The following is a 21,475-nucleotide window of genomic DNA, read 5'->3' on the forward strand; positions in this document are numbered from 1 at the left end:
AATTGGTGTCGATGTTTTTTATTAGCAAAAGGGCTAGCTGGCTAAGTTAGGAGGGTGTTGTGCTGGGTTCAGGGGGGTCTGTGATTTTAAGCCTGACGGCGTTGGCTCTTTCGCTAATTTCGATATATCGGGTGGTTAAGCTGGAGCGCGCTGCGCGAGCGCACAATAAAAAAATAAGGGCTGTTTTGGATGATGCTAAGGCTTGTCAGAATCCACCACCCGGAAAAGCTTTCTTAACGCTTCGGGACTTGGAGGCTGGTTGCGGTTCTGACGATTAGTGAATTTGTTTATTAGAAGGTGATCATTTAACGACTCGCGAGAGAAATTTATGCTTAGCTCAAAATATTCTATTGTCCCCAATGAGGATGGTGTTATTTCGGGGGGTTCCGCACTCAGTTGGCGTCGTCGGCTACGAGCTTGGTTAATCCGTAAGATCGCCAAAACGCGGTTTGGAGAGCGATTGGGGCGTTTTGGTTATGATCTGCATGCTGAGGTTATGCGCCCGGCGCTGGAAGATGCTTTCGGCCAGGATTTCATTAATCTTTACCGTGATGATGCTGGAGCCACGTCCAGGCAGCGCTGTAGCCCTGGCCGTCAAAGTCACTCCCAATCTCAAGCGCGAGAAGACTATCGCCACTGAGCAGTAGCGCTTCGTCCGCATCTTGAGCGGTACCGTACAGCTTGGCGCGGATGACACGCAGCGGGGTATTGGTTCTTAGAAAGAACCCAAATTCGTCACCACCAGGGGAAGCAAAGGCCATTTTGCAGGCACCGGAAGATAACTTCTCAATAAGGCGCTGGATTTTCGGCGCGTATTCCTGTTTATGTTTTTTGCTGCTGTTTTCGTTGGAAAAACGCATGATGAGCAACACTGTCCGTTTATTGTAATCCTCTATCATTATCGCCTCTTCATCCAGCTGCCGGTTACCACGCCACAAATACGGGTGTCAGGCGGTATCTGTATTTTTCGGTTGGGGTGATCGGGATTTAAAGCCAGTAGAAACATGCCGTCCGGCGTGTCTTGCAGACGCTTAAACGTATGGCGGCCATCGGGCTCGCGCGCCACTACGTCGTCGCCGTGCTTTGGCTCAATGGCAGGATCTACCAGTATGTATTCGCCTTCGCGGTAATCAGGCGTCATAGAGTCACCCACGATTTTCAGGCAAAAGGAGTGGTCGCTAAACGGGAAAGGGCAGTCTAGGTATTCTTCTGCATCACCTGGTGCATAGTTATCTGGCGAGTCGCACCAAGCCCCGGCTGCCACCCAAGCTATGAGAGGAACTTGTCTGGTGGCGGCAATTGCAGCCTCTTCCTGTAGTGATCCATCACTATGTAGTCGGTCAAGCCAGCCATGGGGTTTTTTGAACGCCTGCTCAATCTCTCGCGCTACCTTGTTGCCAATCTTCTTTCTCGGCTTTTTTCCTGCTATTGCGCTGGTGTAGGCAGGCGCTTTACCTATAGCGTCACCGAAAGCAACTAGGCTGCCCACGGAGGAGACAATAGCTCGAGTATTTGTATATCTAATCTCTGATATGTCCATTAATGGTTTCGTCCGCGCATTTTATTCAACTTGAGAATTATCCGCGCATTACCTAAAAGGTAAACTACTAAAAAGGTTGCCATAAAGCTACCAAATGGGTATATTTCGCCTAACAGTGAAAATTAGGTGGAAATATGAAGTTACGCGATTACATCAAATCTCTTTCTGAGGATGAGCGGGACGACTACGCGCGCCGCTGTGGGACAACTCCTGCTTACCTCCAAATCCATATTCTTCCAGCCCGTAAAGAGCCTCGTAAGCCGCTGCGCGAAGCGCTGGCCCGCGAGAGTGACGGCAAGGTTTCTTTGTTGGAAGTCCTAGAGCACTTCGGTATGGCGCAAGCGGCATAGCGATAGAGCAACCATGTAAACCAAAGGGGAAGCAACCATGTACGACGATCCAAGAAAAGTGCGGTATATCCGCAAAGCTACTTATCTCAGTGAAATTGAATTGGAAGAAATAGAGCAAGCGTCCAGCATCGCAGGGCAGCAACCCGCGGCCTTTATGCGCGAAGCGGCAAAGGTTGTATCGCGCTTCATTCTCGGGCAGTCCGGTGTGAAGCCAAAAGCCGATCTTCTTCAATCTGTCCAATCTCGCCTCCGTTCTCAGGCCCGCCCAGGGGCAGCCAATGACGAGAACATTTTATTTTCCCTCGCTAGCTAAAGGCGAGGCTCCTAGGTTTGGCCCCCTTGAGGGGCCCTTTTTTGATTGTTGAGGGGCCTGAATAGGTGTCGCTATGCAGATTAATCGAGACGGAAAAGTAATATTTTCGGACGCAAAATTTATCGTACGTGAAGACCCCAAAGAAAGTCCAATTGGTGCTGGTTGGGAAAAAGCGTTCAAGCGAGAAGTTTTTAAGCGCATCGTGCAGCAGCTAAATCGCATAGGCTGGACGGTAGAAGTGCCACAAGAAATGGTCGAGAAATACAGTTTAAGCTTTGCGCGAAATTATCGCACCTGCAGTTACGGCGACCTGCGCGCAGAGCTAAGCTTATGCGGGCGATGTATTGAGTTTGAAGTATGGCAAGGCGTCAACACGCCGACACGCCCAGATCACGGCGGACGCTATGAAAGCGACAAAGAACGGGTTATGCCGTATTTACTGCGGCTGCGGATGGAGCGCACGCGCCGCAAAATAAGAGATTACTTATGTGGCGTGTTCTCAGGCTATACCTTTGTTGATAAGAGCCCTATAACCAAGGAGGTTTCGCCGCGCGGTAAAACGGCAATCCAGGCCATTCAGGATCGCATAGAAGGCTCGTGGCACTACCGTGCCGACCTTGGCCGCGCCTCTATACATGGTGTTAACGATATTTCGGCCGATGGCTTTGTCATTGAGCACGGCAAAAGCAAGGTCTATGCGTTTGATCGTAAAGGGCGCGCCATAACCGGGACTGCTTTTTTTGATCTGAACGGCAACTGGATAATTCATACGGGGAAATATGGCCGGTCCTGGCACTGGCACAACACTATTTATGTCAACAACCCCGGCGACCTGAAAAGAAAACGCAACTCAAGTCTCCGCCGCAAAAGACTTGAGGGGGAGTTAAGTGAAGCCATTAAGCGCATGGACTTCCTGCGTGCCCACACTCTAAAAGGCATTTTGTTTCCCGCATCACCCCAGTTGTACATGGTGCGCAACCACGAAGGTTACTACCACCGCGCGAATTTCTGCGGCTACACCACTGACGCTACCGAGGCAGGTAAGTTTGAGTCGCACGAAATAGGCTCATACAGAGAGCGCAATGACGTTATCCCTGTGCGTGAGGCGGTGTTGTCGTAATGGCTCGTATTCGGACTATAAAGCCTGAGTTTTTCCTTGATGAAAGGCTGTATGACCTTGAGGAAGAGACGGACCTGCCTGTTCGCTTAGCGTTTGCGGGGCTATGGACTCAGTGTGACCGTGAGGGTCGTTTTGAGTGGCGTCCTCGCAGATTAAAAGCTGCAATTTTACCCTATGACTCCGTTGATTTTTCACGCGTGCTTGACGCGTTAACCACGCGTGGTTTCGTTAAAAAGTACCGTGTATGCGGGCGTGAATATGGTGTCGTTCCCGGCTTTACTGCTCATCAAGTGATCAATAACAGGGAATCAGATAGCACTATACCTGATCCTGCTTTAGCAGACGATCAGACCAGTAATGACGAGGGCTCGACGCGTGATCCACGCGTGAATGACGCGTGCTCCACGCCACTTAAGCACGCACAAGCGGAAGGGAAGGGAAAGGAAGGGAAGGGAAATAATAAAAACCCTTCGGGGGATGGCGAAAAAAAATCTAAGTCTGGCTCAAAAAAACATACCTATCCCGAATGGTTTGAAGAGCTGTGGTCGCTCTTCCCGCCTCGCTCTGGATCATCCGATAAGCGTAAGGCGTATCACGCGGCCAATGCTCGCACTGGTGACGGCTTTACTTTTGAAGCTATGCGTGCGGCGACAATTCGGTATGCCAAATACATCGTCGCTACTGGCAAACAAAACTCTCAGTTCGTCATGCAAGCGGCAACGTTTTATGGGCCTGGAGGCCACTTAGAAAACCCGTGGAGTATTCCCAATGCAACACATCAGCAGCCATTTACCGGCGGACGGCAAAGCGCTGTCCACAGAATCGACCAGCAGTGCGAAGACGAATTTGCCCAGCTTGCAAACGAGGAAGCTGGTAACCGCGATGTGGCAGCGCATGAGCCAGCTGTTTGGCCACCGATGGTCGAGCCAGGAGGGCGACGTTAGAACCCCTCGCGGTGATTACTCGCCCCGGTTTTTGTTGTGGTGCCGAAAAACCGAAAGTTTGAGTGAAGACGATTGGCGCCGGGGGTTCGCTGTTGTCGAGCAGCGCGTGAGGGAAGCGGCGCGGCAGGGTGATACCGAGTGGCCGCCAACCTACGGGGAGTTTCTTGGTTACTGCATGCCGCCGGTTAAACCCAGAGGGCACAGGTATTTTGATCAAAGCCGAGCGATCGAGGATCAGGAGGCAAAAAAACGACGGTACGAAGCAGGGCGGAAACACTGTTCTGAGCTGCTGAAAATGTTTGATGAAGGGGAAGAGAAATGCAAGCAATGAGTTATCAGATTGATCCAGACGCCAGCATTGACAATGCCGCGCGTCAAATACGCGAGCGAGAGGAAGCGGTTCGGCTAGAGGCTCGCGTGTGGGAGATAGAAATGCCCAAAGAGAAAATGTGTGTGCCACTGGGCCGTCTGATTGAAGACCTGCGATACAGCATGTTGGCGGCTCACGCGATTTACCGCGACGGCATAAGCCATGAGATTCATGCGCACTGCCCGAAAAAAATTGGCCGGGGTAAGACCAGTGAAATCGTCGTGCCCGGGCATGGGACATACCGCGAGCGAAGAGGGCGCATTTACTTTCGCGCCTGGGGCAAAAAAATAGGGGCCTGAAAAGGGGCTGGAGGTAAACATGATTCGCAGCACTAGCAAAGGCGCTTACTTGGCGCTGGTTGAGTCGGGGAAGGTTAGTACCAAGCGGGCGCAGATTGTTCGCTTTGTCGATGATCACCCTGGGTGTACGCGCAATGAGATTGTGCGCGGCATACCTGGTATGACGGTCAACTGCTGCTGCGGTCGTGTTCGTGAATTATTGGATTGCGGTTTTTTGATTGAGGACGGGTGCAAGAAAGACCCGGTAACCGGCCAGTCGGGAAATCGTTTGTATGTGAATCGTGATGAAGGGGATATGGCGGCGTGACCGCTTATTACAACGAAATTGATCCGTTCGCGGCTGCATGGTTACGCGAATTAATTAAGGCAGGACTAATTGCTGACGGGTATGTCGATGAACGAAGCATTGAAGATGTCAAACCAAATGAGCTTTTGGGATATACCCAATGTCATTTCTTCGCCGGAATCGGGGTGTGGAGCTACGCACTTAGAAACGCAGGCTGGCCCGATGATCGCCCGGTGTGGACGGCAAGCTGCCCATGCCAACCTTTCAGCGCGGCAGGCAAAGGAAATGGGTTTGCTGACGAGCGGCATCTATGGCCTTCACTTGACTGGCTCATCTCGCAGCGCACACCTCCAGTCATCTTTGGAGAGCAAGTTGCGAGCAAAGCTACAGAACCTTGGTTCGACCTTGTACAAGCTGACTTGGAAAGCATGGGTTACGCCTTCGGGTGTGTCCCGTTTCCGTCTGCGGGCGTCGGTGCCCCGCACATCAGGGACCGGGCGTACTGGGTGGGTGTCTCCTGCGGCGAGGGATTGGAAAGACTCGGGGGTAGACATAAAGCCCCGGAACGACAACGGGAAACCGAGATTCGACCAGCTTCCGAGGCAGGCGAATTTGGCGGGCTGGCCGACAACAAGTTGCAGCAACACAAGGTCGCCACGTCCGGTAGTTATGAGGCGCGAGGACGGGATCAAGAACCAGCAGAGGCTACAGGGCTTTGCAGCGATAGCAGGCCCGGCCCGACTAACGGCTTCTGGCGAGATGCTGACTGGCTTGGATGCCGAGATGGAAAGTGGAGGCCAGTTGAACCCGGCACATTCCCGTTGGTTGATGGCGCTCCCGCCAGAGTGGGACGACTGCGCGGTTACGGCAATGCAATCAATGCCGAAGCGGCAAAAACGTTCATCGAAAGCGTAATGGAGGCAGTGTGATAAATAAATTTCTACTTTGGATAACAAGTTTTATGCCCGCCAAGGCGATTGACCTGGACGGTCAGTATTACATCGAGCGGTACCGGGTTTTTAAACTCGGAAAACTTGAGGTGTTGCTTCATCGCTATTTGGGCAGCGACGGTGACAGCGAGGTTCACGATCATCCGCATTACTGGTGTTTAGGTATTCCGTTGCGCGGTGGTTATCTGGAAGAGCGCGTGGTGGGTTTTGACCCGGATAGCCCGCACGGCTGGTATTCCAAGTTCATAAAGGTTCGCCCCTGGCGCTGGAATTTCGTCAGCGCCATGCGCTGGCATCGTATCGCGGTCGTAGAGCCTGGAACCTGGACGCTGTTTATCCGCTGGAATCGCTTTAAGGGTTGGAGTTTTGCGCGTAAGGCGTGGGCGTATTCTGACCCTGGTAAATCGGAAATTAAATTCGTTCAGCCGTATGAAAGCACTGGCGATGATTGGGTAGTTGGTGCGCTGAAAGGGGCTGAGTTTCGCAAGGCGAGAGGTACAGAGTAGCTATGGGGCAGTCGTTTCGCATTAACAGCGAGCACACTTGGAATTGTTTTGTGGCCAATGCTCGTGCTCTTTACGACGAGCATAAGTTTATTACTTTTCCGGCTCCGCGCATTGGTGCTGATCGCTCACTGGATCAGAACGCGCTTTTCCATGTGTGGGCGCGGGAGTTTGCCGCGTACATGATGCGCTGTGATGTGAGGGACGTTACTGAAAACCAGCTCGAAGTTACCAAAAAGCGGTTAAAGCGGACGTTCTACGGTGCCACTGGCAATGCCTGGATGGTGTATGAGGAAACCTGCCCGCTAACAAAGCGCGTTGAGAAAGGATTTACCAGTTCTAAAAGCTGGGGGCGGGGGGAAATGTTTGAGTTTTTAACTTGGCTCCAGTGGATCGCGGGCGAGCGTGGTTGTTTGCTGGAATCCAAGGGTGAGTACGCGAAGTTGCAGCGGGAGCAAAATCAGTAATGAAAACCAAAAAGAAAAAATCGAATATGCGTAAGCGGGCGCGCGCTGGGGTTAAGGGTTTGATCGTTCGCTGGGCTGACATTGATCCATTACGAGAAACGCGAGAGCAAATTGCCGGGCAGATAGACCACCGTAACCCGGTATTACGGTTGTGTGCTCAAGAGGTCTTCCGTGATTTTGGCGAGTGGATTACTCACAAAGAGCCGTTCCGCTGGCTGGTGAAAGTGATCTGTGTTTTCGATTACCCGAATGGCACGACTCAGCGCGAAGAGCGGGAGCTTGAGGCGTTTGCGACTATCGACGCGATTAACGAGCACTGTATGGAGTGCATCGAGGAAATGTACCGGCACGGCGATATGAGCTGCTACCGGCATACAGAATTTGAAATTGAGTGCGTGGGGGTTAAGTGATGAAAAAAATAGTCGAGTGTATCGATACAGTGCTTATTCTGTGTGCTTTGGTTTTATTGACGGCAGCAATATACACCGCAAAAGATGTTTTTCAGTGGGCGGTGTGCTTTTCACTCTTGAGTCTGATTCGTGGTGGGCAAAAAAATGCAAAGAGTGGCGACTAAAAACACTCGCGGCCCCAATGCGGCCGAAAAGCGGCACATGGCTTGGGTGAAAGAGCGGGGCAAATGTGCGGCCCTGGACGTATTCACGGCGGTAACTGCCCATCATTGCGAAGGTGCGACGTTTCGCCATAACAAGGTGTTGGTGGGGCACTGGTTCGTACTTGGGTTAAGCAAGCTGGCTGATGATTTTGTTACGCACGGCAGTCGCCGGAAGTTTAGAGAGCAGTTTGGCCCGCAGTCAGAATTGTGGTTGCGCCAGCTGGAAGATTACCCGCACCAGGACGAGGTGCCATACGAGGTTGTGGAGGCTATACGCGCATGGGGCAGGTAGTGATAGGCGTGGACCCCGATTCGGAACGTCACGGTTATGCCGTGTATCTGGATGGTAAGTTGAAGGTGTGCACTACGGCGACGACCGTTGAAATCATTGTCGAGCATCTGCCGGTTTGGCTGGAGCAGGGCGATGTGATTTTCAGTATTGAAAACGTCATGGCCAATCAGTTTGTGTACCGCCGCAACAAAAAACAGACAAAAGCGGCCGAGTCGAAAGTGGCTATGAGTATTGGCCGGTGCCAGAACGCACAGATGGAGCTAATGCGCTGGCTTGATCATTACGGTGTGCCTTATGTGCTTTATAAGCCTCAGCGCGGTAACTGGGCGGACGCGGACAACAAGCCGTTGTTTGAAAAATTGACGGGCTGGACTGGGCGGTCTAACGCCGATGGGCGGTCAGCTGCGTTCTTCGGGTTTTTGGCGTTAAGAGATGGGGGTAAAAAATAATGATTTTATCGGTAGAGCAGGGTGATGTTATTGAGGCGGTACGCGCGATAGTGGGTTACACCGGGGCGGTTTATAGCGTGGCGGTCAGGGCGAAAGTTGAGTGCAAGGTTCCGGGTGGATTTATTCACGTAGATATTCCGCCTCAAGACGGCGGTGGGTATGGCACGACCTTGGTGCAAAAGTACCAAAACCTAGATGCTGGAGATTGGTGTTGTGCTGCGCTCGTAGACCTTCCGGGCGAACCCCGACCTATTTGGGTGGCGGCACCAATACCGGTTAAAGAAGCCGCGTAAGAGTTTTATGTTCTGGCAAGTTTGGGGAAGCAAGCCAGTGTATTTTTATTGGGGGTTATATGAGATACACGACCGCGCGCGTTGCGATACACGCTGCTTACCTGACTGGCGAGAAAGGGATTGATCCAAAAGACGTTGCTGAAAAATTTGGCATTAGCCGCTCGCGCCTGAGTGATGATATTCGCATCGTCCAGCAAGTGGAGTGCGGGTATATCCAAAAGGCGATGGACCGACTCAAAGAGCGCGACCGCGCACTGTACGCCTGGAATATGTTTGCTTATGCACCACCGGGGGCGGCTCATGGTTTTGAACGCTCCTGGGTGCTGGAATGGCTGGTTAGGCGCTACCTGGAGGAAACCGGGGTAAACCCGCTGCTGGATATGCGTCTGCAGATGCTGGCCCGTATCGCAATGCAGGACTATGCGTTAATGGATCGCCAGGGTAGCCGTCGCCGCCGCCCTAATAGCGACTTTGACCGGGCCTTAATGTTGCCTGCCGGAGAGTACAAGCAGGGCAGCCCATGGCACCGGGCGTTTTACCGGTTTTACGACTACTGCAAAGAGCTGCCAGAGCGCAGTCTGCCGCCGATAGGCAAGGTTATCGGCATAATGCTGGATCAGGCTGAGGGTGATCCTGATGCGGCTGAGCGTTTACGAAAAGAGTTGGGGGTAGCGGCGTGAAATCATGGAGTTTGGCGTGCTAGCACGACTGAAAATTCTGCAGTAGACTCGGCCTTTTTGTGTGGTTTCGAGGGATTTATGAAGGATAAGGCAAAATTGGAATTTTGGCATTTGCCGGAAGCTCGGTCAGTGTGTTCCGTAGGGGTAGGAATAACGGTTATTTGGTCTGCCTTCCTGCTTGATGGTAGTCGTGATTTATTGGCTTTAGGCTGCTATGAGGGGGCTAACAAGTTCCTTTTCGAAATACTTAAAGCCCCCCTTAGGGTTTTGGCCGGTACGGTTGCGCTACTGGCATTAATTGCAGTAAATCATCGCTCAGTGCAATCGGCAGCAGCTATTGAGCTACAGGGCTCGCAAAATGCGCTTAGAAACTACCTTGATCACCTTAAGGAGTTCCGGGAGTACGCCCAGGAAAAGCAGAAATCTTTAAAAAAGGTAAGTGTTGATGTGGATCAGGCTTATCGATATTTCTACCCCAAATCTAATTCCCAGGCCCCTTTGCTTTCCGGTGTCCATCTGCATAACTTTATTCGAGATGTGTACCTGCTTTGTGATCTTATTTACGAGGCGAGAAGGATGACAAGCAGAGAACGCAGAAAGCAGTGGGATATTATTTGCCAAAAGATAGAAATAAAACTGTCTGACATGGAAATGCACGCTGGAGGGATGGGGCTTAGGCTTCTTGGAAGTTTTTTGGGTACGGTCAATGCTGGAGACTCATGCTTAGAGGATTTCTTTAATGACACAGATGATCGCGTGACAAAGGTGCTGAATATAACGTATATCCTAGAGTTTGTTGATGTTGTATTTGCTTTTGATCCACACGCAGAGGTAGTTGATATAAGACCTCTCAAGAGGAAGTATCACACCACTCTATGCATGCTAGGGTTGAACTATAATAAAAATTATGGAGTTCCTGGCTCCGAGAACGGTGATAAGTATGAATAAGGTGGTGTTTGATCCAGGGAAGGGTTTTTTTGATTTGCCTATCGTATGGTGGGTCGGTGGATCTGGTCTAGCTTTGTTCGTGTCGGCCTTTATGGGGTATTTAGAGCCAGTTTCTAACTTGAAGTTTTGTTGGAATCCTAGCTGCCTGAATTACATATTTCTTGATGTAATGAAGGTTCCTTTAGGAGTATTGGCTGTTTTCGCTGCGATTCTTGGGTTAATGGCTACTCATCATCGCTCTAAACAAATGGCGGATCAAAACAATTTTACTAATTATTTTACCCACTTAAAAGAGTTGCGCGAGTATCTTGATTCGCGCTCAGATAGTGATCAACTCCAAGGAGTGGAGTATAGTTTTGGGCGCGCATACAAGTGCTTCTACCCACATGCCAAGAGAGGCGGATTAACAATAAGCTCATCCTATGTTTCGGAGGTATGCTCCAGTGTGGCAGAGCTAAATGACGCTCTTTTACGGGTTGATGAAATAAGATCGTCTGATGGTGATGAAACTTGCAGTCAGGCCTTGGAAGGCCTAGAGGCCGCTTTTAAAAGAATAGCCCGTTATAGCACGTCCTGGCAGGTGCGAAGGATAGGCCCTTTTCCGGAGGGGGAGGGTTTCAAGGGCAACTTTCAAAAGGTTCTTTTCGAAGAAATGAGGGAAGATGCAGTTGATTCATTTTCTACAATAGCTTTCGCTATGTGCTTCGTGGAGTTCGACCCCTTTTTTTATAGTGATGACTTCACTACGCAAGGGACTCTTTGTAAAGCTAATTTAATGAAGTTCATGGGTATGCCTGAATTATTTGAGTAGATTGCTAAAACCCTCTTTTTCTGTATTTCGATACAGCCTGTATAAAAATACAAATAATGGTTGAAACTCAAAATTTTTAATCCTAGAATTCACTAAGTTGGGGTTTTCCCCGCTACCAAAACGAAAGGCCACTGGACTTCCCCCCGGTGGCCTTTTTTTATGGGTATCGGACAAGGCCTGGTTGTTTCTTTCAATTACGAAGGTTCCCTGGCGGCCGGGTCTTGTCCAATGCCGTAAAGGGTTGCGCAATCGCGGCCGACGGTACAATTTTTCGGTGGCGTGGGCAGGTAGGTTAGTCACCTGCTGCCGGTTCGAATCCGGCCGCCGAAATTCAAACACAGCCGGAGACGGTGCGACGGCCTGGCCAGCCGGTGTGTTCGGCCACCAATACTGTAGAGCTTTAATGCTGCCCGTGTAAGCTCAGCGGGCCCTGAATTCCAGCCCTGTTCGGTCTCCGAATGGGGTTTTTTTATGAGGTCTGAATGAGTTTGAGTAATCACATATCACAACACGCAGAGCAGCTAATCATTGGTGCCAGCAATAAGGTTGTGGCCGTAGGTGCGAGTGCGTCGGGTGTGAGTGCAGTTGCTTCTCGCTCACAGGCTTTAACCGGGCTGGGGCTTGATGTAGTCGAGTGGTGCGGCGTTATCGGTGCTGTTGTAGCGGTCGCAGGCTTTCTGGTGAGCTGGTACTACCAGCATCAACGGAATAAGCGCGACATTGAGCACAAGCGCCAAATAATCGAGTTTCAGACTGGCCAGTACCCGGCCGTGACGGAGTGTGAAAGTGAGCGCTAAAGCGGGCGGTGTTGCTGGCCTGTCGCTTGCCGGTCTGCTGGCTATGTCATTTCTGATAAAGCCGCACGAGAGCAAGGTTAACGAAACCTACGTGGACCCGGTGGGCATTTACACAAGCTGCTACGGCCATACTGGGCCGGAAGTAGCGCCCGAACGTGTTTATAGCGACGTAGAATGCGAAAAGCTGCTGCATGAGGACGTAATAGAGCACGATTCTCAGCTTATGCGGCTTGTAAAGGTTCCGCTTAACGACGAAATGCGGGCCGCGCTTATCAGCTTTGTGTACAACGTGGGCGCGGGCAACTTGGCCAGCTCTACGCTACTGAAAAAACTCAATGCCGGTGATTACATCGGCGCTTGCCATGAATTGCCTCGCTGGATATACGGTGGCGGTCGCCCTTTGGGGGGGCTGGTTCGTCGCCGTGAGGCGGAATTGCAATTGTGCCTGCAAGGGGCGCGTAAGCATGCTGAAACTGAGTAGCGCCGTTCAAGCGGGTGTTATCTATGTTTTGGCGGCTGTTGTCGTGGCCCTTGCGTCCGTGGGTGTGTATCAGCACATAGAGATAGGCCAATTAGAAACTCGGTTGGATGCCGAAAAATCTAAGGCTCTCGTAGCGTCGATCAATGCGGCAAGTGCCCAGGCGCAGATAGAGAGCCTAACCGTTGCCATCGAATCTCACGAAGACACTATCGCCGCACTGGAAGAAAAGCGCGATCAGCTGCGCAAAGACGCTGAAATTCGCGAGGCGCGTCACCTGGAGGCAATCGAAGCTATCAGGAAGGACGTTGCCGAAACTCCCGAGCAGGTAAGACAAAAGCTGATCCGGCATGCAAAAGACCGCAACTCTTAGCCTGCTGCTGGCGCTGTCCGGGTGTGGGAGTAATCCCGTTATCGAATACCGCGAGGTGAAAGTGCCCGTGCACACGCCTTGCGTAGACGGTTGGCCGGAAGTGCCAGCTTGGGAAACCGCAACACTAGAAGATCAATCCACTCTGCCAGTGGTTGCCGACGCTTACATGATCGAGCTGGAGCAACGCAAAAACTACGAAAAACGGCTGGCAGACATAATCAAGGGGTGCATTACCGATGAGTGAAGAAGTATCGGCACTCGACCTGTTAAAGCAGCAGTTGGAGTATCTGGCTGAAAACATGAAAAAGCCGTCTCATTTGAAGATGGCTCAAGCTTTAGCTGATGGTCAAACACAAGCTGCAGCTTACAAGGCGTCAGGCGGAAAAGGTAAAGACCCTTACAAGTGTGGCAATGACCTAATTCGGATAAATCCGGATATACAGCAATACGCTGATTTGGCCGTCAAAATTGCTTCAATTGAGGCTCAGGACGAGCTTGTGGGCACGCTGGACCAAAAACGTCGTGCGCTTTGGGACATTACTCAGCGCTGTATGACAGAGGTTGAGCCGAAGTATGTTGGCCACGGTGAAGAAAAAGAGCTGGTTGGTTACGTGTTTGATTCTCGCGGCGCTATCGGTGCCATTGCTGAGCTGAACAAAATGGACGGCGACTTGGCAGCGATTAAGACCGATAACAAGCATACGCACGAGTACGAAGATTTAAGCGACGAAGATCTTGACCGTGAAATCGCTGAGCGCACCGGCGCAAAGCCGAGCTGACAAGCTCGAACTCTACAAGCTGCTGAAAGAACGGGAACGGCGGCAAGAACAAAATAAGTTAGCAACATACTTTCAGGATGAAGGGCCGTTAAGGCGCGAGCTTTATAAGCAGCACCTGCAGTTCTTCAAACTTGGCAAGACCTACCCGACGCGCTGTTTTATGGCGGCGAACCGGGTTGGTAAGACCGAGGGCGGCGGTGGTTACGAAACCACGCTGCATCTGACTGGCCGTTACCCTGATTGGTGGGAAGGCCACCGCTTCGATCATCACATTGACGCCTGGGCTGCAGGTGATACCAATGAGACGGTGCGGGACATTATTCAGGGCAAGATGATTGGGCCGAAGGAAGCGCCCGGTACCGGCCTGATTCCCGGCAAGTACATTCGCGATATTAAATACCGGCAGGGCGGTAATGGCGCGGTCGATTATGTGCTGGTTGAGCATGTAAGCGGCAAACTAAGCCGCCTCGGTTTTAAGTCGTATGAGCAGGGCCGCAAATCCTTCCAGGGTACAGAGAAGCATCTAATTTGGCTCGATGAAGAGTCAAACCCCGGCATCCGTGCTGAGTGCATCATTCGTTTGATGACAACGGCCGGATTGCTGATTGAAACCTTCACGCCACTGCATGGCTTAACCGAGATTGTTCAGGGCTATCTCGGTGAGGGCGGGTTAAACACTGACGCTCGTGTGCAGATAAACGGCGAGCGCGCGATGATTATGGCGGGCTGGGACGATGTGCCCCACCTGTCGAGCAATGAAAAAACGCGGATGCTGGCTGAGTGTGAGCCGCACTTGCGTGACTCGCGCTCTAAAGGCATTCCAAGCCTGGGATCGGGTGCTATCTACCCTGTGCCTGAAACGGAAATCATCGTTGATCCGTTCATGATCCCGGCGCACTTCAAAAAATCCTACGGCATGGACGTGGGCTGGAAGAAAACAGCGTCGGTATGGGGTGCGACAGACCCTGAAACCGGCGTTACTTACCTTTATTCCGAACATTACCGAGGTCAAGCAGAGCCAAGTGTTCACGCCAGCGCAATACACACGCGAGGCGATTGGATACCTGGTGCCATTGATCCGGCTGCCCGTGGCCGAAGCCAAAAGGACGGTGAGCAGCTGTATGAGTTGTACACCTTGCTTGGCCTCAAGCTGGAAAAGGCAGACAACGCGGTTGAGGCGGGCATTCACAAAGTTTTTGAAATGCTCTCTACCGGACAGCTCAAGGTATTTAAGACGCTTCAAAACTGGCTGAGTGAATACCGCATCTATCGCCGTGACGAGAAAGGAAAAATCGTCAAAGAGAACGACCACATCATGGATGCCACCCGGTACTTGGTTATGACCGGAATAGACATGGCTCGCACAAAACCAATTAAGCGTTCGCAAGGGCGCGGCGTTACCCGCTCCCGCAACTGGAAAACTCGCTGATGAATTATCTGGAAGACCACACAAAAGGCTCAAAGATCAGCCTGGATCGCCTGACTCAGATCGTCGGCGACATTGATCTGCAGCCGAAGTGGCGGCCTGAGTCTGACCGTGCGGCAGATTACTACGACGATAAGCAGTTTACGCCCGATGAAATAGCGGAAATGGAAGGTCGTGGCCAGCCGGTTATTATCCATAACCTGATCAAGCCGACCATTAACGGCGTATTGGGCATGGAGGCGCGCACTCGCACTGACGCCCAGGTGCTGGCCGATGATGATAGCGGGATTGAGGTTGCCGAGGCGCTTAACGAGAAGCTGAACGAAGCAACGCGCATGACGGATACAGACCGTGCATGTGCGGATGCCTATGCTGCCGAAATTAAAGCGGGCCTTGGATGGGTTGAGGTGGCGCGCAACAGCGATCCATTTGGCCCAAAGTACGACGTTCACTACATTCACCGTCGTGAAATCTGGTGGGACTGGCACTCGCAGCGCAATGATTTAAGCGATTGCCGTTGGTTGATGCGTAAGCGCTGGCTTGACGTTGACGAGATTCAAGAAGCCTTCCCGCAACACAAAGACCTGATCGAGTCGGTCTCCTGCGGTTTTGAGGGTTTCAGCAACTTCAATGAGGACGAAGAAGGCGAGCTGAGCGAAGATTTATTGTCTGCTTATCAGCTTCACACCAGTTCCGATATTGAAGAGTCGAGCTACTGGGATCCTGAGCGCAAGCGCGCTGTGGTGTCAGAGTTATGGTACCGGGTGCCGGTGACTAAGCCTGTAATCTTTTACGGTGACCGCGTTGAAGTGTTCGATATGAATAATAAAGCGCATGTTGCCCTGGTGAATCACAATAAAGCGACGGTACAGCGCCGTAAGTTCGATGTGATGCGCCTCGCGTTCTTCGTTGGGCCTCACCGCTTGTTGGATATTGCGAGCCCGTACACGCACAACAAATTCCCTTATGTTCCTTTCTGGGGTTACCGCGAAGACCGCACCAACATTCCTTACGGCATGATCCGCTCGATGATGCCCGCCCAGGACGAGGTTAATAAACGCCGTTCTAAGTTGACCTGGTTGCTCAACGCTAAGCTGATCGTTAAAGACGACGACGCGATAGATGATATTAGCGATGAACAACTGCAGGAAATGGTGCTGTCCGGTGATGGTGTTATCAATATTAACCCATACCGTCACAACAAAAGCGCTAAGCCTTTCGATATTCTGACTGATATGGGCGTGGCCAGCCAGCAATTCACTGTCATGCAGGACAGCATGAGATTGGTGCAAGACGTTGCCGGTGTTTATTCCGCGTTCCTGGGGCAAGAGGGTGGCGCTGATTCCGGTGTGGCTATTGACTCGCTGGTAGAGCAGGGCACTACAACACTCGCCGAGATTAACGACAATTACCGCTTTGCACGCAAAGAAGTGCATGAGCGCCTGCTGTCACTGATCGTCGAGGACATTGGCAAGGCGCAAACCGAGGTGCGCACCAACGTCAATAAGCCTCAGCGCACGAAAACGATTGTTCTAAACCAACGTTACCGCGACGACGATGGTTTTAACCGCGTCAATAACGACGTTACGCGCACCAAAACCCGCGTTGTTTTATCCGATGTGCAGAGCACGCCCGGTTATCGCCAGCAGATGGCCAAGTCGCTTATGGATATGGCCGCGCAGTTGCCCGAGCAATATGCCGTTGCCCTGGTGGATATGATCGTAGAGCTCTCTGACATTCCCAACCGCGATGAAGTGCTCAAGCGCATTCGCCAGATTTCCGGCATGGGTGTAAACCCCGAGGACATGACCGAGGAAGAGCAGGCGCAAATGCAGCGTAAGCAGCAAGTGCAGCAGATGCTTGAAGATCTGGATCTTAAATCTAAGCAATTAGAAGCCGCGAAAACTGAGGCCGAGGTGCGTGAGCGCAACGCTAAGAGCGAGCAGATGGAGATAATGACTCCCGCTGAGCGTAAGAAGGCCGAAGCTGAAACCAAAAAGCTCTTCGCCGAGGTGAAAGATATTGCCACTGACATTGCGAAAAAGCGCAACGAACTGATGGGAATGATTACCGCCGAGGTGGCGTATGAGCAAAAGCGCACACCACCAAGTAACACGCCAACCGAACAAGTTGCATAGAGCCCGCCACTGAGCGGGCTTTTTTATGCCCACGAGAAACCCGCCAAGTGCGGGTTTTTTTGTGCCCGATTTCCACGATACCCGCCGAGTCGTGACCGGCACCACTACGCATCCATGCGACAACTGGAGTGAGAGAGTATGAGCTTAGAAGACCTGGAAAATATGTCTATTGAGGAACTGGAGGCTGCAGGCGTTGATATTGACGATCAGGAAAGTTTGGAGGCGTTTCTAAACGACCGACAACAACCTGAGCGTGAAGAAGACGACGAAACCGAACAGGACGATAACGAAAATGGCGATCCGTCCGGCCAGGAGCAGAAGGAAGATCCAGAACCCGAAGATGATGAGCAAGCGGCCGCCGAGGATGGCGATGAAAACGAGCAGGATGACGAACCCGAACAGTATGTAGCCACCGCTGACGGTAAGGGGAAAATTCCTTATCAGGTGTTAAAGGCTAAGCGCGAAGAGGCAATAGCCTACAAAAGCGAGATAGCCCGCCAGAAAGAACAGCTACAGGAGATGCAGGAAAAGCTGGACGCCGCTGAGGCGAAAAGTCAGAACGCATCGAAAGAGCTGGAAAAGCATGGCATTGACATATCAGCGCTTCAGTACGGCGAAACCCTGACTGACCAACAGCTGGAAGAGCTGGCCGACATTGACCCGTCTGTCGCTCAAATGGCCAAGGTCACCATGGCTATGTACAAAAAAATGCAGAGTATGGAGCAGTCTATTCCGCAGCCACAACAAAATGTGTCGCCGGAACGCCAGGCCGCTCTAAATAACCCTGACCTTGCTCAATGGATAGACGGCAAAGACCCGGATCGCTGGGATATGGCCGTCATTATCGACTCCCAGGTACGACAAGACCCGAAGTTCAAAGACGCCACGGTTGATGAAGTTTTTGCCGAAGTGGCAAAGCGCACCAAGGCCGCCTTTGGCGACTCTCCCACCGAAAACAAACAACGCGACACGCGCAGTGCTGCAGAACGCGCCGCCGAAAAGGTAGCCGCTGCCGACACCGCGCCCCCTACGTCGCTTTCCCAAATGGGCAAGTCGCCCTCGACTGAAAAATCCCTAGCTGAGTCTCTGTCTGAAAAGTCGGAGGATGAGCTGGTTGAAATGCTGGTAGACGGGAAAATCTCGGAAGAAGCATACAGCCAAGCCATCGAAGAGCTGGGCGGCTTTCAGTAACCGCGACTTGCCTGAGACGTTTTTTATTCGCTCAGGAGAGTAAATCATGGGACAGACTTCAATCCCTACTGGTTCACCCGCGGGTAACCGCCTTTTTAACGCGGCGTTGTTTGCTGAGGCAATCCGTCGTAATTCAATGACCAACCTGCTGACCGGTGACGCACCTAAGACCATCAAAAAGTCTAAGGTCGATCCGCGTAAGCAAACCAGTGCCGGTACGCCGATTGTTCGTGCTACTGACCTGACAAAAGAGAAAGGCGACGAAATCACCGTTGACCTGTACCACCAATTGAGCGGTAAGCCTGTTATGGGTGACCGTCCATTGGCTGGTCGCGTTGAAGGTCTGACTTCTAGCCAGTTCTCTTTGAAGATTAACCAAGGTCGTAAGGCTGTCGGCTCGGGCGGCAAAATGACCCAGCAGCGCACCAAGCAGAACCTTAAATCCATTGCTAAGACCATGATCGGCCCTTGGTGGTCGCGCCTGGACGATCAGTTGACCATGGTTCATCTGGCCGGTGCTCGTGGTGACGATGTAAGTGCTGACTGGAATGTGCCGCTGGCGAGCGATCCTGAGTTTGCTGAAATCCTGGTAAACCCACTGCGCGCGCCGACGTATGACCGTCATGTGATCGGCGGTGACGCAACCAGCTTTGGTGACATTGACTCGGCTGATATTTTCAGCATGAAGGAAGTCGACAAGCTGCGTTTGCTTACCGACGAAATGGCGTACCCGCTGCAGCCCATTAAGTACGAGAACGATCCTGGTGCAGAGGAAGACCCGTTCTATGTGCTGCTGGTTTCACCACGCATGTGGCACGACTTCACCACCAGCGACGACGGTAAGGTTTTGCGTGAGCTTCAAGCTGCGGCAATCAAACGCGGTAGCGAGTTCAAGCATCCAATCTTCCGTGGCGATTGCGCGATGTGGAAAAACATTTTGGTTCGCAAAATGTCTCGCCCCATCACCTTTAACGCTGGTTCAACTGTGGCGGTGTCTCAAAACAACAATGACGCGACTCAAACCAGCGATACCGCTGGCGTGAAGATCGAGCGCGGCCTGTTGTTGGGCGCCCAGGCTTTGATTACCGCTTACGGTCGTCACGGCACCAAAGAGAGCGGCGGCTACCACTTCTCAATGCACACTGAGACTGTGGACCACGGCAACGCTCAGGAGCACTCAATCGCCTGGATCAACGGTAAGGCAAAAACTCAGTTCCGCGGTTCCGATGGTCGTCTGAATGACCATGGCGTAATCGCGTTGGACTGCGCCGTTTCCGGTTAATCCGTCGCTCTTAACGGTAGGGCTTCGGCCCTGCCAAACCCTTTTTGAAATACGAGGAACACCACTATGAACGGTGATCGTTTAAAGAAAGATGTAATGTCTTTGCCCTACGGCAATCTGGCCGTGCACGACAGCGGCGCGGATCTGGCTTCTGCTGCCATTGGCACCGTAGTTGATTTGATTGAGCTGCCGCCAGGTGCTCGTTTGATGGATGCGCGTTTGATTCATGCGGGCCTTGGTGCATCAACGACCTTAACCCTTGGCTATCGCTTCCCTAATGGGGGCGGTACCGATGCTGCCGCAGGCCTTTTGGCTTCGGCATCCTCGGCATCTGCTGGCCGTCGAGAAACCACTGTGGCGCCTATCCAATTCTCTGCACCGGTAATCATCACTGCAACGGTCGGCGGCGCTGCTGCCACTGGCCGTATTGATGCCGTGGTTGAGTATGTGGATAACGGCACCCTGTAACCCTCTACCTTCATGGTAGCTCCCCAGCTTGGCTCGCTTCGGCGGGCCTTTTTTATACCCATAAGGTGATGAATTATGGACGTTAATCAATTTAAAACCATGAATGTTGCTTATATCGGACGTAAAGCGGTTAAGCGAGATACTGTTTGTGGCACTGCCACTTTGTGGTCTGGCTACGGCGATATTCAAGAAGTGTCGCACGGTGTTGGTACTCGACTTCTGCGCCACCCTGACGTTTGGGTGAGCGAGAAAGCATTTAAAGAGCAGTACCCGGACGAACTTGAGCAGCCAGTTAAAACGCCTACTGGTCAAGGTTTTTCTCTTCCTGCATCGGATAGTGATTTCGACGAAGGCGGCGAGCTTGACGAGCAAGAAGAAGGTGGCGACGAAGATACCGATATTGATGCCGATAACGCCGACAACGACACTGATACCGATGGTCAGGACAAAAGCGAAGATCCTCAAGCCGCTGCAATCAAAAACGCCATTCTGTCGTTGGATCAGGAAAATCTCGAGCATTTCAGCGAAAAGGGCAATCCTCGCATTGGTGCCATTCGCGCTGCGGCCAGTGATGAATCTATTTCGCCTGGGCAAGTTAAGTCCGTTTGGGCTTCCATGCAATAAGGGGGTGACCTGTGGCGTCAGTACAAGGCATTACGAACACCATTGTTGCTGCGCTGCGTGATGCGGGTCAGGACAATTGGCCAGAGGCGTACATTCACAAAGCAATACACGAGGCAGAGTGCGTCATTGTCAATTTTCGGCCGGATGCTTTCAGTGTTAACGAGACGTTTGATTGCAGTGCCGGGATCGAGCAAGACATCAGCTCTTTAAATGACCCCAGCCCTCATCGATTATTGTCTGTGAAATACAACGTTTCATCTGGTGGCAGTCCTGGCCGCTCAATTCGCCGCGTTAGTGTTGGCGACTTGGACGGCATATCTCCGGACTGGCGCGCTGCGTCACCGGCAGGAGAGGTGCGCGAGTTTATGTTTGATGAGCGCGAACCTCTTTTGTTTTACACCAACCCACCTGTAGCGGCCGGCACCAAGGTTCAGATTAGTTACAGCGGCGTCCCTAAGTCCTATGGGGCTGTGTCCGGATCAACTCAAACCAGTGTCAACGACACATACGAACCCATGATTATTGAGTGGGCTTTGTATCGGTTGTTTGGTCAGGACGTTGAGGGCTCGGTGAATGTAAGCCGCTCTCAGGCTCACCTAAATAACTTCAACTCAATGATGGGGATTAAGGCGCAGGGCGAAGCCTTGACTTCCATCAAAGATCCAGGCTTTAGGCTCTAAGGTGAATCTGT

At 52.0% G+C, this 21,475-nt stretch carries 31 protein-coding genes; 29 read left to right on the top strand and 2 right to left on the bottom strand.

Annotated elements, in window-relative coordinates; genetic code table 11:
- Window positions 1-536 precede the first annotated feature (536 nt).
- Together D568_RS0107690 and D568_RS19665 are read right to left on the bottom strand one after the other, a co-directional pair.
- Window positions 537-899: a hypothetical protein gene (locus tag D568_RS0107690; protein ID WP_020209009.1), complete on the bottom strand. Its 363-nt coding sequence runs from the start codon at window positions 897-899 to the stop codon at window positions 537-539.
- Window positions 899-1,540 (bottom strand): LexA family protein, encoded by a 642-nt coding sequence (locus D568_RS19665; RefSeq protein ID WP_020209010.1) that lies wholly within the window; start codon window positions 1,538-1,540, stop codon window positions 899-901. The genes D568_RS0107690 and D568_RS19665 overlap by 1 nt, the downstream gene beginning before the upstream one ends.
- A 134-nt stretch (window positions 1,541-1,674) precedes the next feature.
- Here D568_RS19665 and D568_RS0107700 point away from each other — a divergent pair, with 134 nt between their 5' ends.
- From D568_RS0107700 to D568_RS21090, 29 genes are all read left to right on the top strand, one after another.
- The gene (locus D568_RS0107700; protein WP_020209011.1) at window positions 1,675-1,890 is read left to right on the top strand and encodes a hypothetical protein; all 216 of its coding nucleotides are present in this window, start codon (window positions 1,675-1,677) and stop codon (window positions 1,888-1,890) included.
- Between the two features lie 37 nt (window positions 1,891-1,927).
- Window positions 1,928-2,203, top strand: a complete 276-nt coding sequence (locus D568_RS0107705; protein ID WP_020209012.1) for a hypothetical protein — start codon at window positions 1,928-1,930, stop codon at window positions 2,201-2,203.
- A 73-nt stretch (window positions 2,204-2,276) separates the two neighbouring features.
- On the top strand, window positions 2,277-3,323 hold the full coding sequence (locus D568_RS0107710; protein ID WP_020209013.1) for a hypothetical protein: 1,047 nt from the start codon (window positions 2,277-2,279) through the stop codon (window positions 3,321-3,323).
- Window positions 3,323-4,267 carry a hypothetical protein gene (locus tag D568_RS21080; RefSeq protein ID WP_020209014.1) on the top strand — a complete coding sequence of 315 codons (945 nt, stop codon included), beginning with the start codon at window positions 3,323-3,325 and terminating at the stop codon, window positions 4,265-4,267. Before D568_RS0107710 ends, D568_RS21080 begins: the two co-directional genes overlap by 1 nt.
- Window positions 4,218-4,598 carry a hypothetical protein gene (locus D568_RS0107720; protein ID WP_020209015.1) on the top strand — a complete coding sequence of 127 codons (381 nt, stop codon included), beginning with the start codon at window positions 4,218-4,220 and terminating at the stop codon, window positions 4,596-4,598. The genes D568_RS21080 and D568_RS0107720 overlap by 50 nt, the downstream gene beginning before the upstream one ends.
- Window positions 4,586-4,936: a hypothetical protein gene (locus D568_RS0107725; protein WP_020209016.1), complete on the top strand. Its 351-nt coding sequence runs from the start codon at window positions 4,586-4,588 to the stop codon at window positions 4,934-4,936. Before D568_RS0107720 ends, D568_RS0107725 begins: the two co-directional genes overlap by 13 nt.
- 19 nt (window positions 4,937-4,955) lie before the next feature.
- Window positions 4,956-5,243, top strand: a complete 288-nt coding sequence (locus D568_RS0107730) for a hypothetical protein (protein WP_020209017.1) — start codon at window positions 4,956-4,958, stop codon at window positions 5,241-5,243.
- Window positions 5,240-6,151: a DNA cytosine methyltransferase gene (locus D568_RS19680; RefSeq protein ID WP_020209018.1), complete on the top strand. Its 912-nt coding sequence runs from the start codon at window positions 5,240-5,242 to the stop codon at window positions 6,149-6,151. The genes D568_RS0107730 and D568_RS19680 overlap by 4 nt, the downstream gene beginning before the upstream one ends.
- Window positions 6,148-6,678 carry a hypothetical protein gene (locus tag D568_RS21085; RefSeq protein WP_051084028.1) on the top strand — a complete coding sequence of 177 codons (531 nt, stop codon included), beginning with the start codon at window positions 6,148-6,150 and terminating at the stop codon, window positions 6,676-6,678. The genes D568_RS19680 and D568_RS21085 overlap by 4 nt, the downstream gene beginning before the upstream one ends.
- A gap of 2 nt (window positions 6,679-6,680) precedes the next feature.
- A complete protein-coding gene (locus D568_RS0107745; protein WP_020209020.1) occupies window positions 6,681-7,142 on the top strand; it encodes a NinB/YbcN family protein in 462 nt (153 codons plus the stop codon).
- A complete protein-coding gene (locus tag D568_RS0107750; protein WP_020209021.1) occupies window positions 7,142-7,552 on the top strand; it encodes a hypothetical protein in 411 nt (136 codons plus the stop codon). Before D568_RS0107745 ends, D568_RS0107750 begins: the two co-directional genes overlap by 1 nt.
- A gap of 144 nt (window positions 7,553-7,696) precedes the next feature.
- Complete coding sequence (locus D568_RS0107760) at window positions 7,697-8,047, top strand: hypothetical protein (protein WP_020209023.1); 351 nt, start codon at window positions 7,697-7,699, stop codon at window positions 8,045-8,047.
- The gene (locus D568_RS0107765; protein WP_020209024.1) at window positions 8,035-8,496 is read left to right on the top strand and encodes a hypothetical protein; all 462 of its coding nucleotides are present in this window, start codon (window positions 8,035-8,037) and stop codon (window positions 8,494-8,496) included. The genes D568_RS0107760 and D568_RS0107765 overlap by 13 nt, the downstream gene beginning before the upstream one ends.
- Window positions 8,496-8,789, top strand: a complete 294-nt coding sequence (locus tag D568_RS0107770; protein ID WP_020209025.1) for a hypothetical protein — start codon at window positions 8,496-8,498, stop codon at window positions 8,787-8,789. The genes D568_RS0107765 and D568_RS0107770 overlap by 1 nt, the downstream gene beginning before the upstream one ends.
- A gap of 59 nt (window positions 8,790-8,848) precedes the next feature.
- Complete coding sequence (locus D568_RS0107775) at window positions 8,849-9,469, top strand: hypothetical protein (RefSeq protein ID WP_020209026.1); 621 nt, start codon at window positions 8,849-8,851, stop codon at window positions 9,467-9,469.
- Window positions 9,470-9,547: 78 nt separating this feature from the next.
- Window positions 9,548-10,417: a hypothetical protein gene (locus D568_RS0107780; RefSeq protein WP_020209027.1), complete on the top strand. Its 870-nt coding sequence runs from the start codon at window positions 9,548-9,550 to the stop codon at window positions 10,415-10,417.
- Complete coding sequence (locus tag D568_RS0107785; RefSeq protein ID WP_020209028.1) at window positions 10,410-11,228, top strand: hypothetical protein; 819 nt, start codon at window positions 10,410-10,412, stop codon at window positions 11,226-11,228. Before D568_RS0107780 ends, D568_RS0107785 begins: the two co-directional genes overlap by 8 nt.
- A 482-nt stretch (window positions 11,229-11,710) precedes the next feature.
- Entirely contained in the window at window positions 11,711-12,025 is a 315-nt protein-coding gene (locus D568_RS0107790; protein WP_020209029.1) for a phage holin family protein, read from the top strand.
- The gene (locus D568_RS0107795) at window positions 12,015-12,506 is read left to right on the top strand and encodes a lysozyme (RefSeq protein ID WP_020209030.1); all 492 of its coding nucleotides are present in this window, start codon (window positions 12,015-12,017) and stop codon (window positions 12,504-12,506) included. The genes D568_RS0107790 and D568_RS0107795 overlap by 11 nt, the downstream gene beginning before the upstream one ends.
- Window positions 12,490-12,876 carry a hypothetical protein gene (locus D568_RS0107800; RefSeq protein WP_020209031.1) on the top strand — a complete coding sequence of 129 codons (387 nt, stop codon included), beginning with the start codon at window positions 12,490-12,492 and terminating at the stop codon, window positions 12,874-12,876. Before D568_RS0107795 ends, D568_RS0107800 begins: the two co-directional genes overlap by 17 nt.
- A complete protein-coding gene (locus tag D568_RS19690) occupies window positions 12,854-13,120 on the top strand; it encodes a hypothetical protein (RefSeq protein WP_020209032.1) in 267 nt (88 codons plus the stop codon). Before D568_RS0107800 ends, D568_RS19690 begins: the two co-directional genes overlap by 23 nt.
- On the top strand, window positions 13,113-13,655 hold the full coding sequence (locus D568_RS0107810) for a hypothetical protein (RefSeq protein ID WP_020209033.1): 543 nt from the start codon (window positions 13,113-13,115) through the stop codon (window positions 13,653-13,655). Before D568_RS19690 ends, D568_RS0107810 begins: the two co-directional genes overlap by 8 nt.
- Complete coding sequence (locus D568_RS21400; RefSeq protein ID WP_020209034.1) at window positions 13,618-15,084, top strand: terminase large subunit domain-containing protein; 1,467 nt, start codon at window positions 13,618-13,620, stop codon at window positions 15,082-15,084. Before D568_RS0107810 ends, D568_RS21400 begins: the two co-directional genes overlap by 38 nt.
- Window positions 15,084-17,219, top strand: a complete 2,136-nt coding sequence (locus D568_RS19700; protein WP_020209035.1) for a portal protein — start codon at window positions 15,084-15,086, stop codon at window positions 17,217-17,219. Before D568_RS21400 ends, D568_RS19700 begins: the two co-directional genes overlap by 1 nt.
- 138 nt (window positions 17,220-17,357) lie before the next feature.
- Window positions 17,358-18,410 carry a hypothetical protein gene (locus tag D568_RS0107825; protein ID WP_020209036.1) on the top strand — a complete coding sequence of 351 codons (1,053 nt, stop codon included), beginning with the start codon at window positions 17,358-17,360 and terminating at the stop codon, window positions 18,408-18,410.
- 46 nt (window positions 18,411-18,456) lie between these two features.
- Window positions 18,457-19,692: a N4-gp56 family major capsid protein gene (locus D568_RS0107830; RefSeq protein WP_020209037.1), complete on the top strand. Its 1,236-nt coding sequence runs from the start codon at window positions 18,457-18,459 to the stop codon at window positions 19,690-19,692.
- Between the two features lie 66 nt (window positions 19,693-19,758).
- The gene (locus D568_RS0107835; RefSeq protein ID WP_020209038.1) at window positions 19,759-20,160 is read left to right on the top strand and encodes a hypothetical protein; all 402 of its coding nucleotides are present in this window, start codon (window positions 19,759-19,761) and stop codon (window positions 20,158-20,160) included.
- A 75-nt stretch (window positions 20,161-20,235) separates the two neighbouring features.
- Window positions 20,236-20,784, top strand: a complete 549-nt coding sequence (locus D568_RS0107840) for a hypothetical protein (RefSeq protein WP_020209039.1) — start codon at window positions 20,236-20,238, stop codon at window positions 20,782-20,784.
- Between the two features lie 11 nt (window positions 20,785-20,795).
- Entirely contained in the window at window positions 20,796-21,464 is a 669-nt protein-coding gene (locus tag D568_RS21090) for a phage adaptor protein (RefSeq protein WP_020209040.1), read from the top strand.
- Window positions 21,465-21,475 lie beyond the last annotated feature (11 nt).

The sequence above is a fragment of the Gilvimarinus chinensis DSM 19667 genome, from assembly GCF_000377745.1.
GTDB classification, from domain to species: domain Bacteria; phylum Pseudomonadota; class Gammaproteobacteria; order Pseudomonadales; family Cellvibrionaceae; genus Gilvimarinus; species Gilvimarinus chinensis.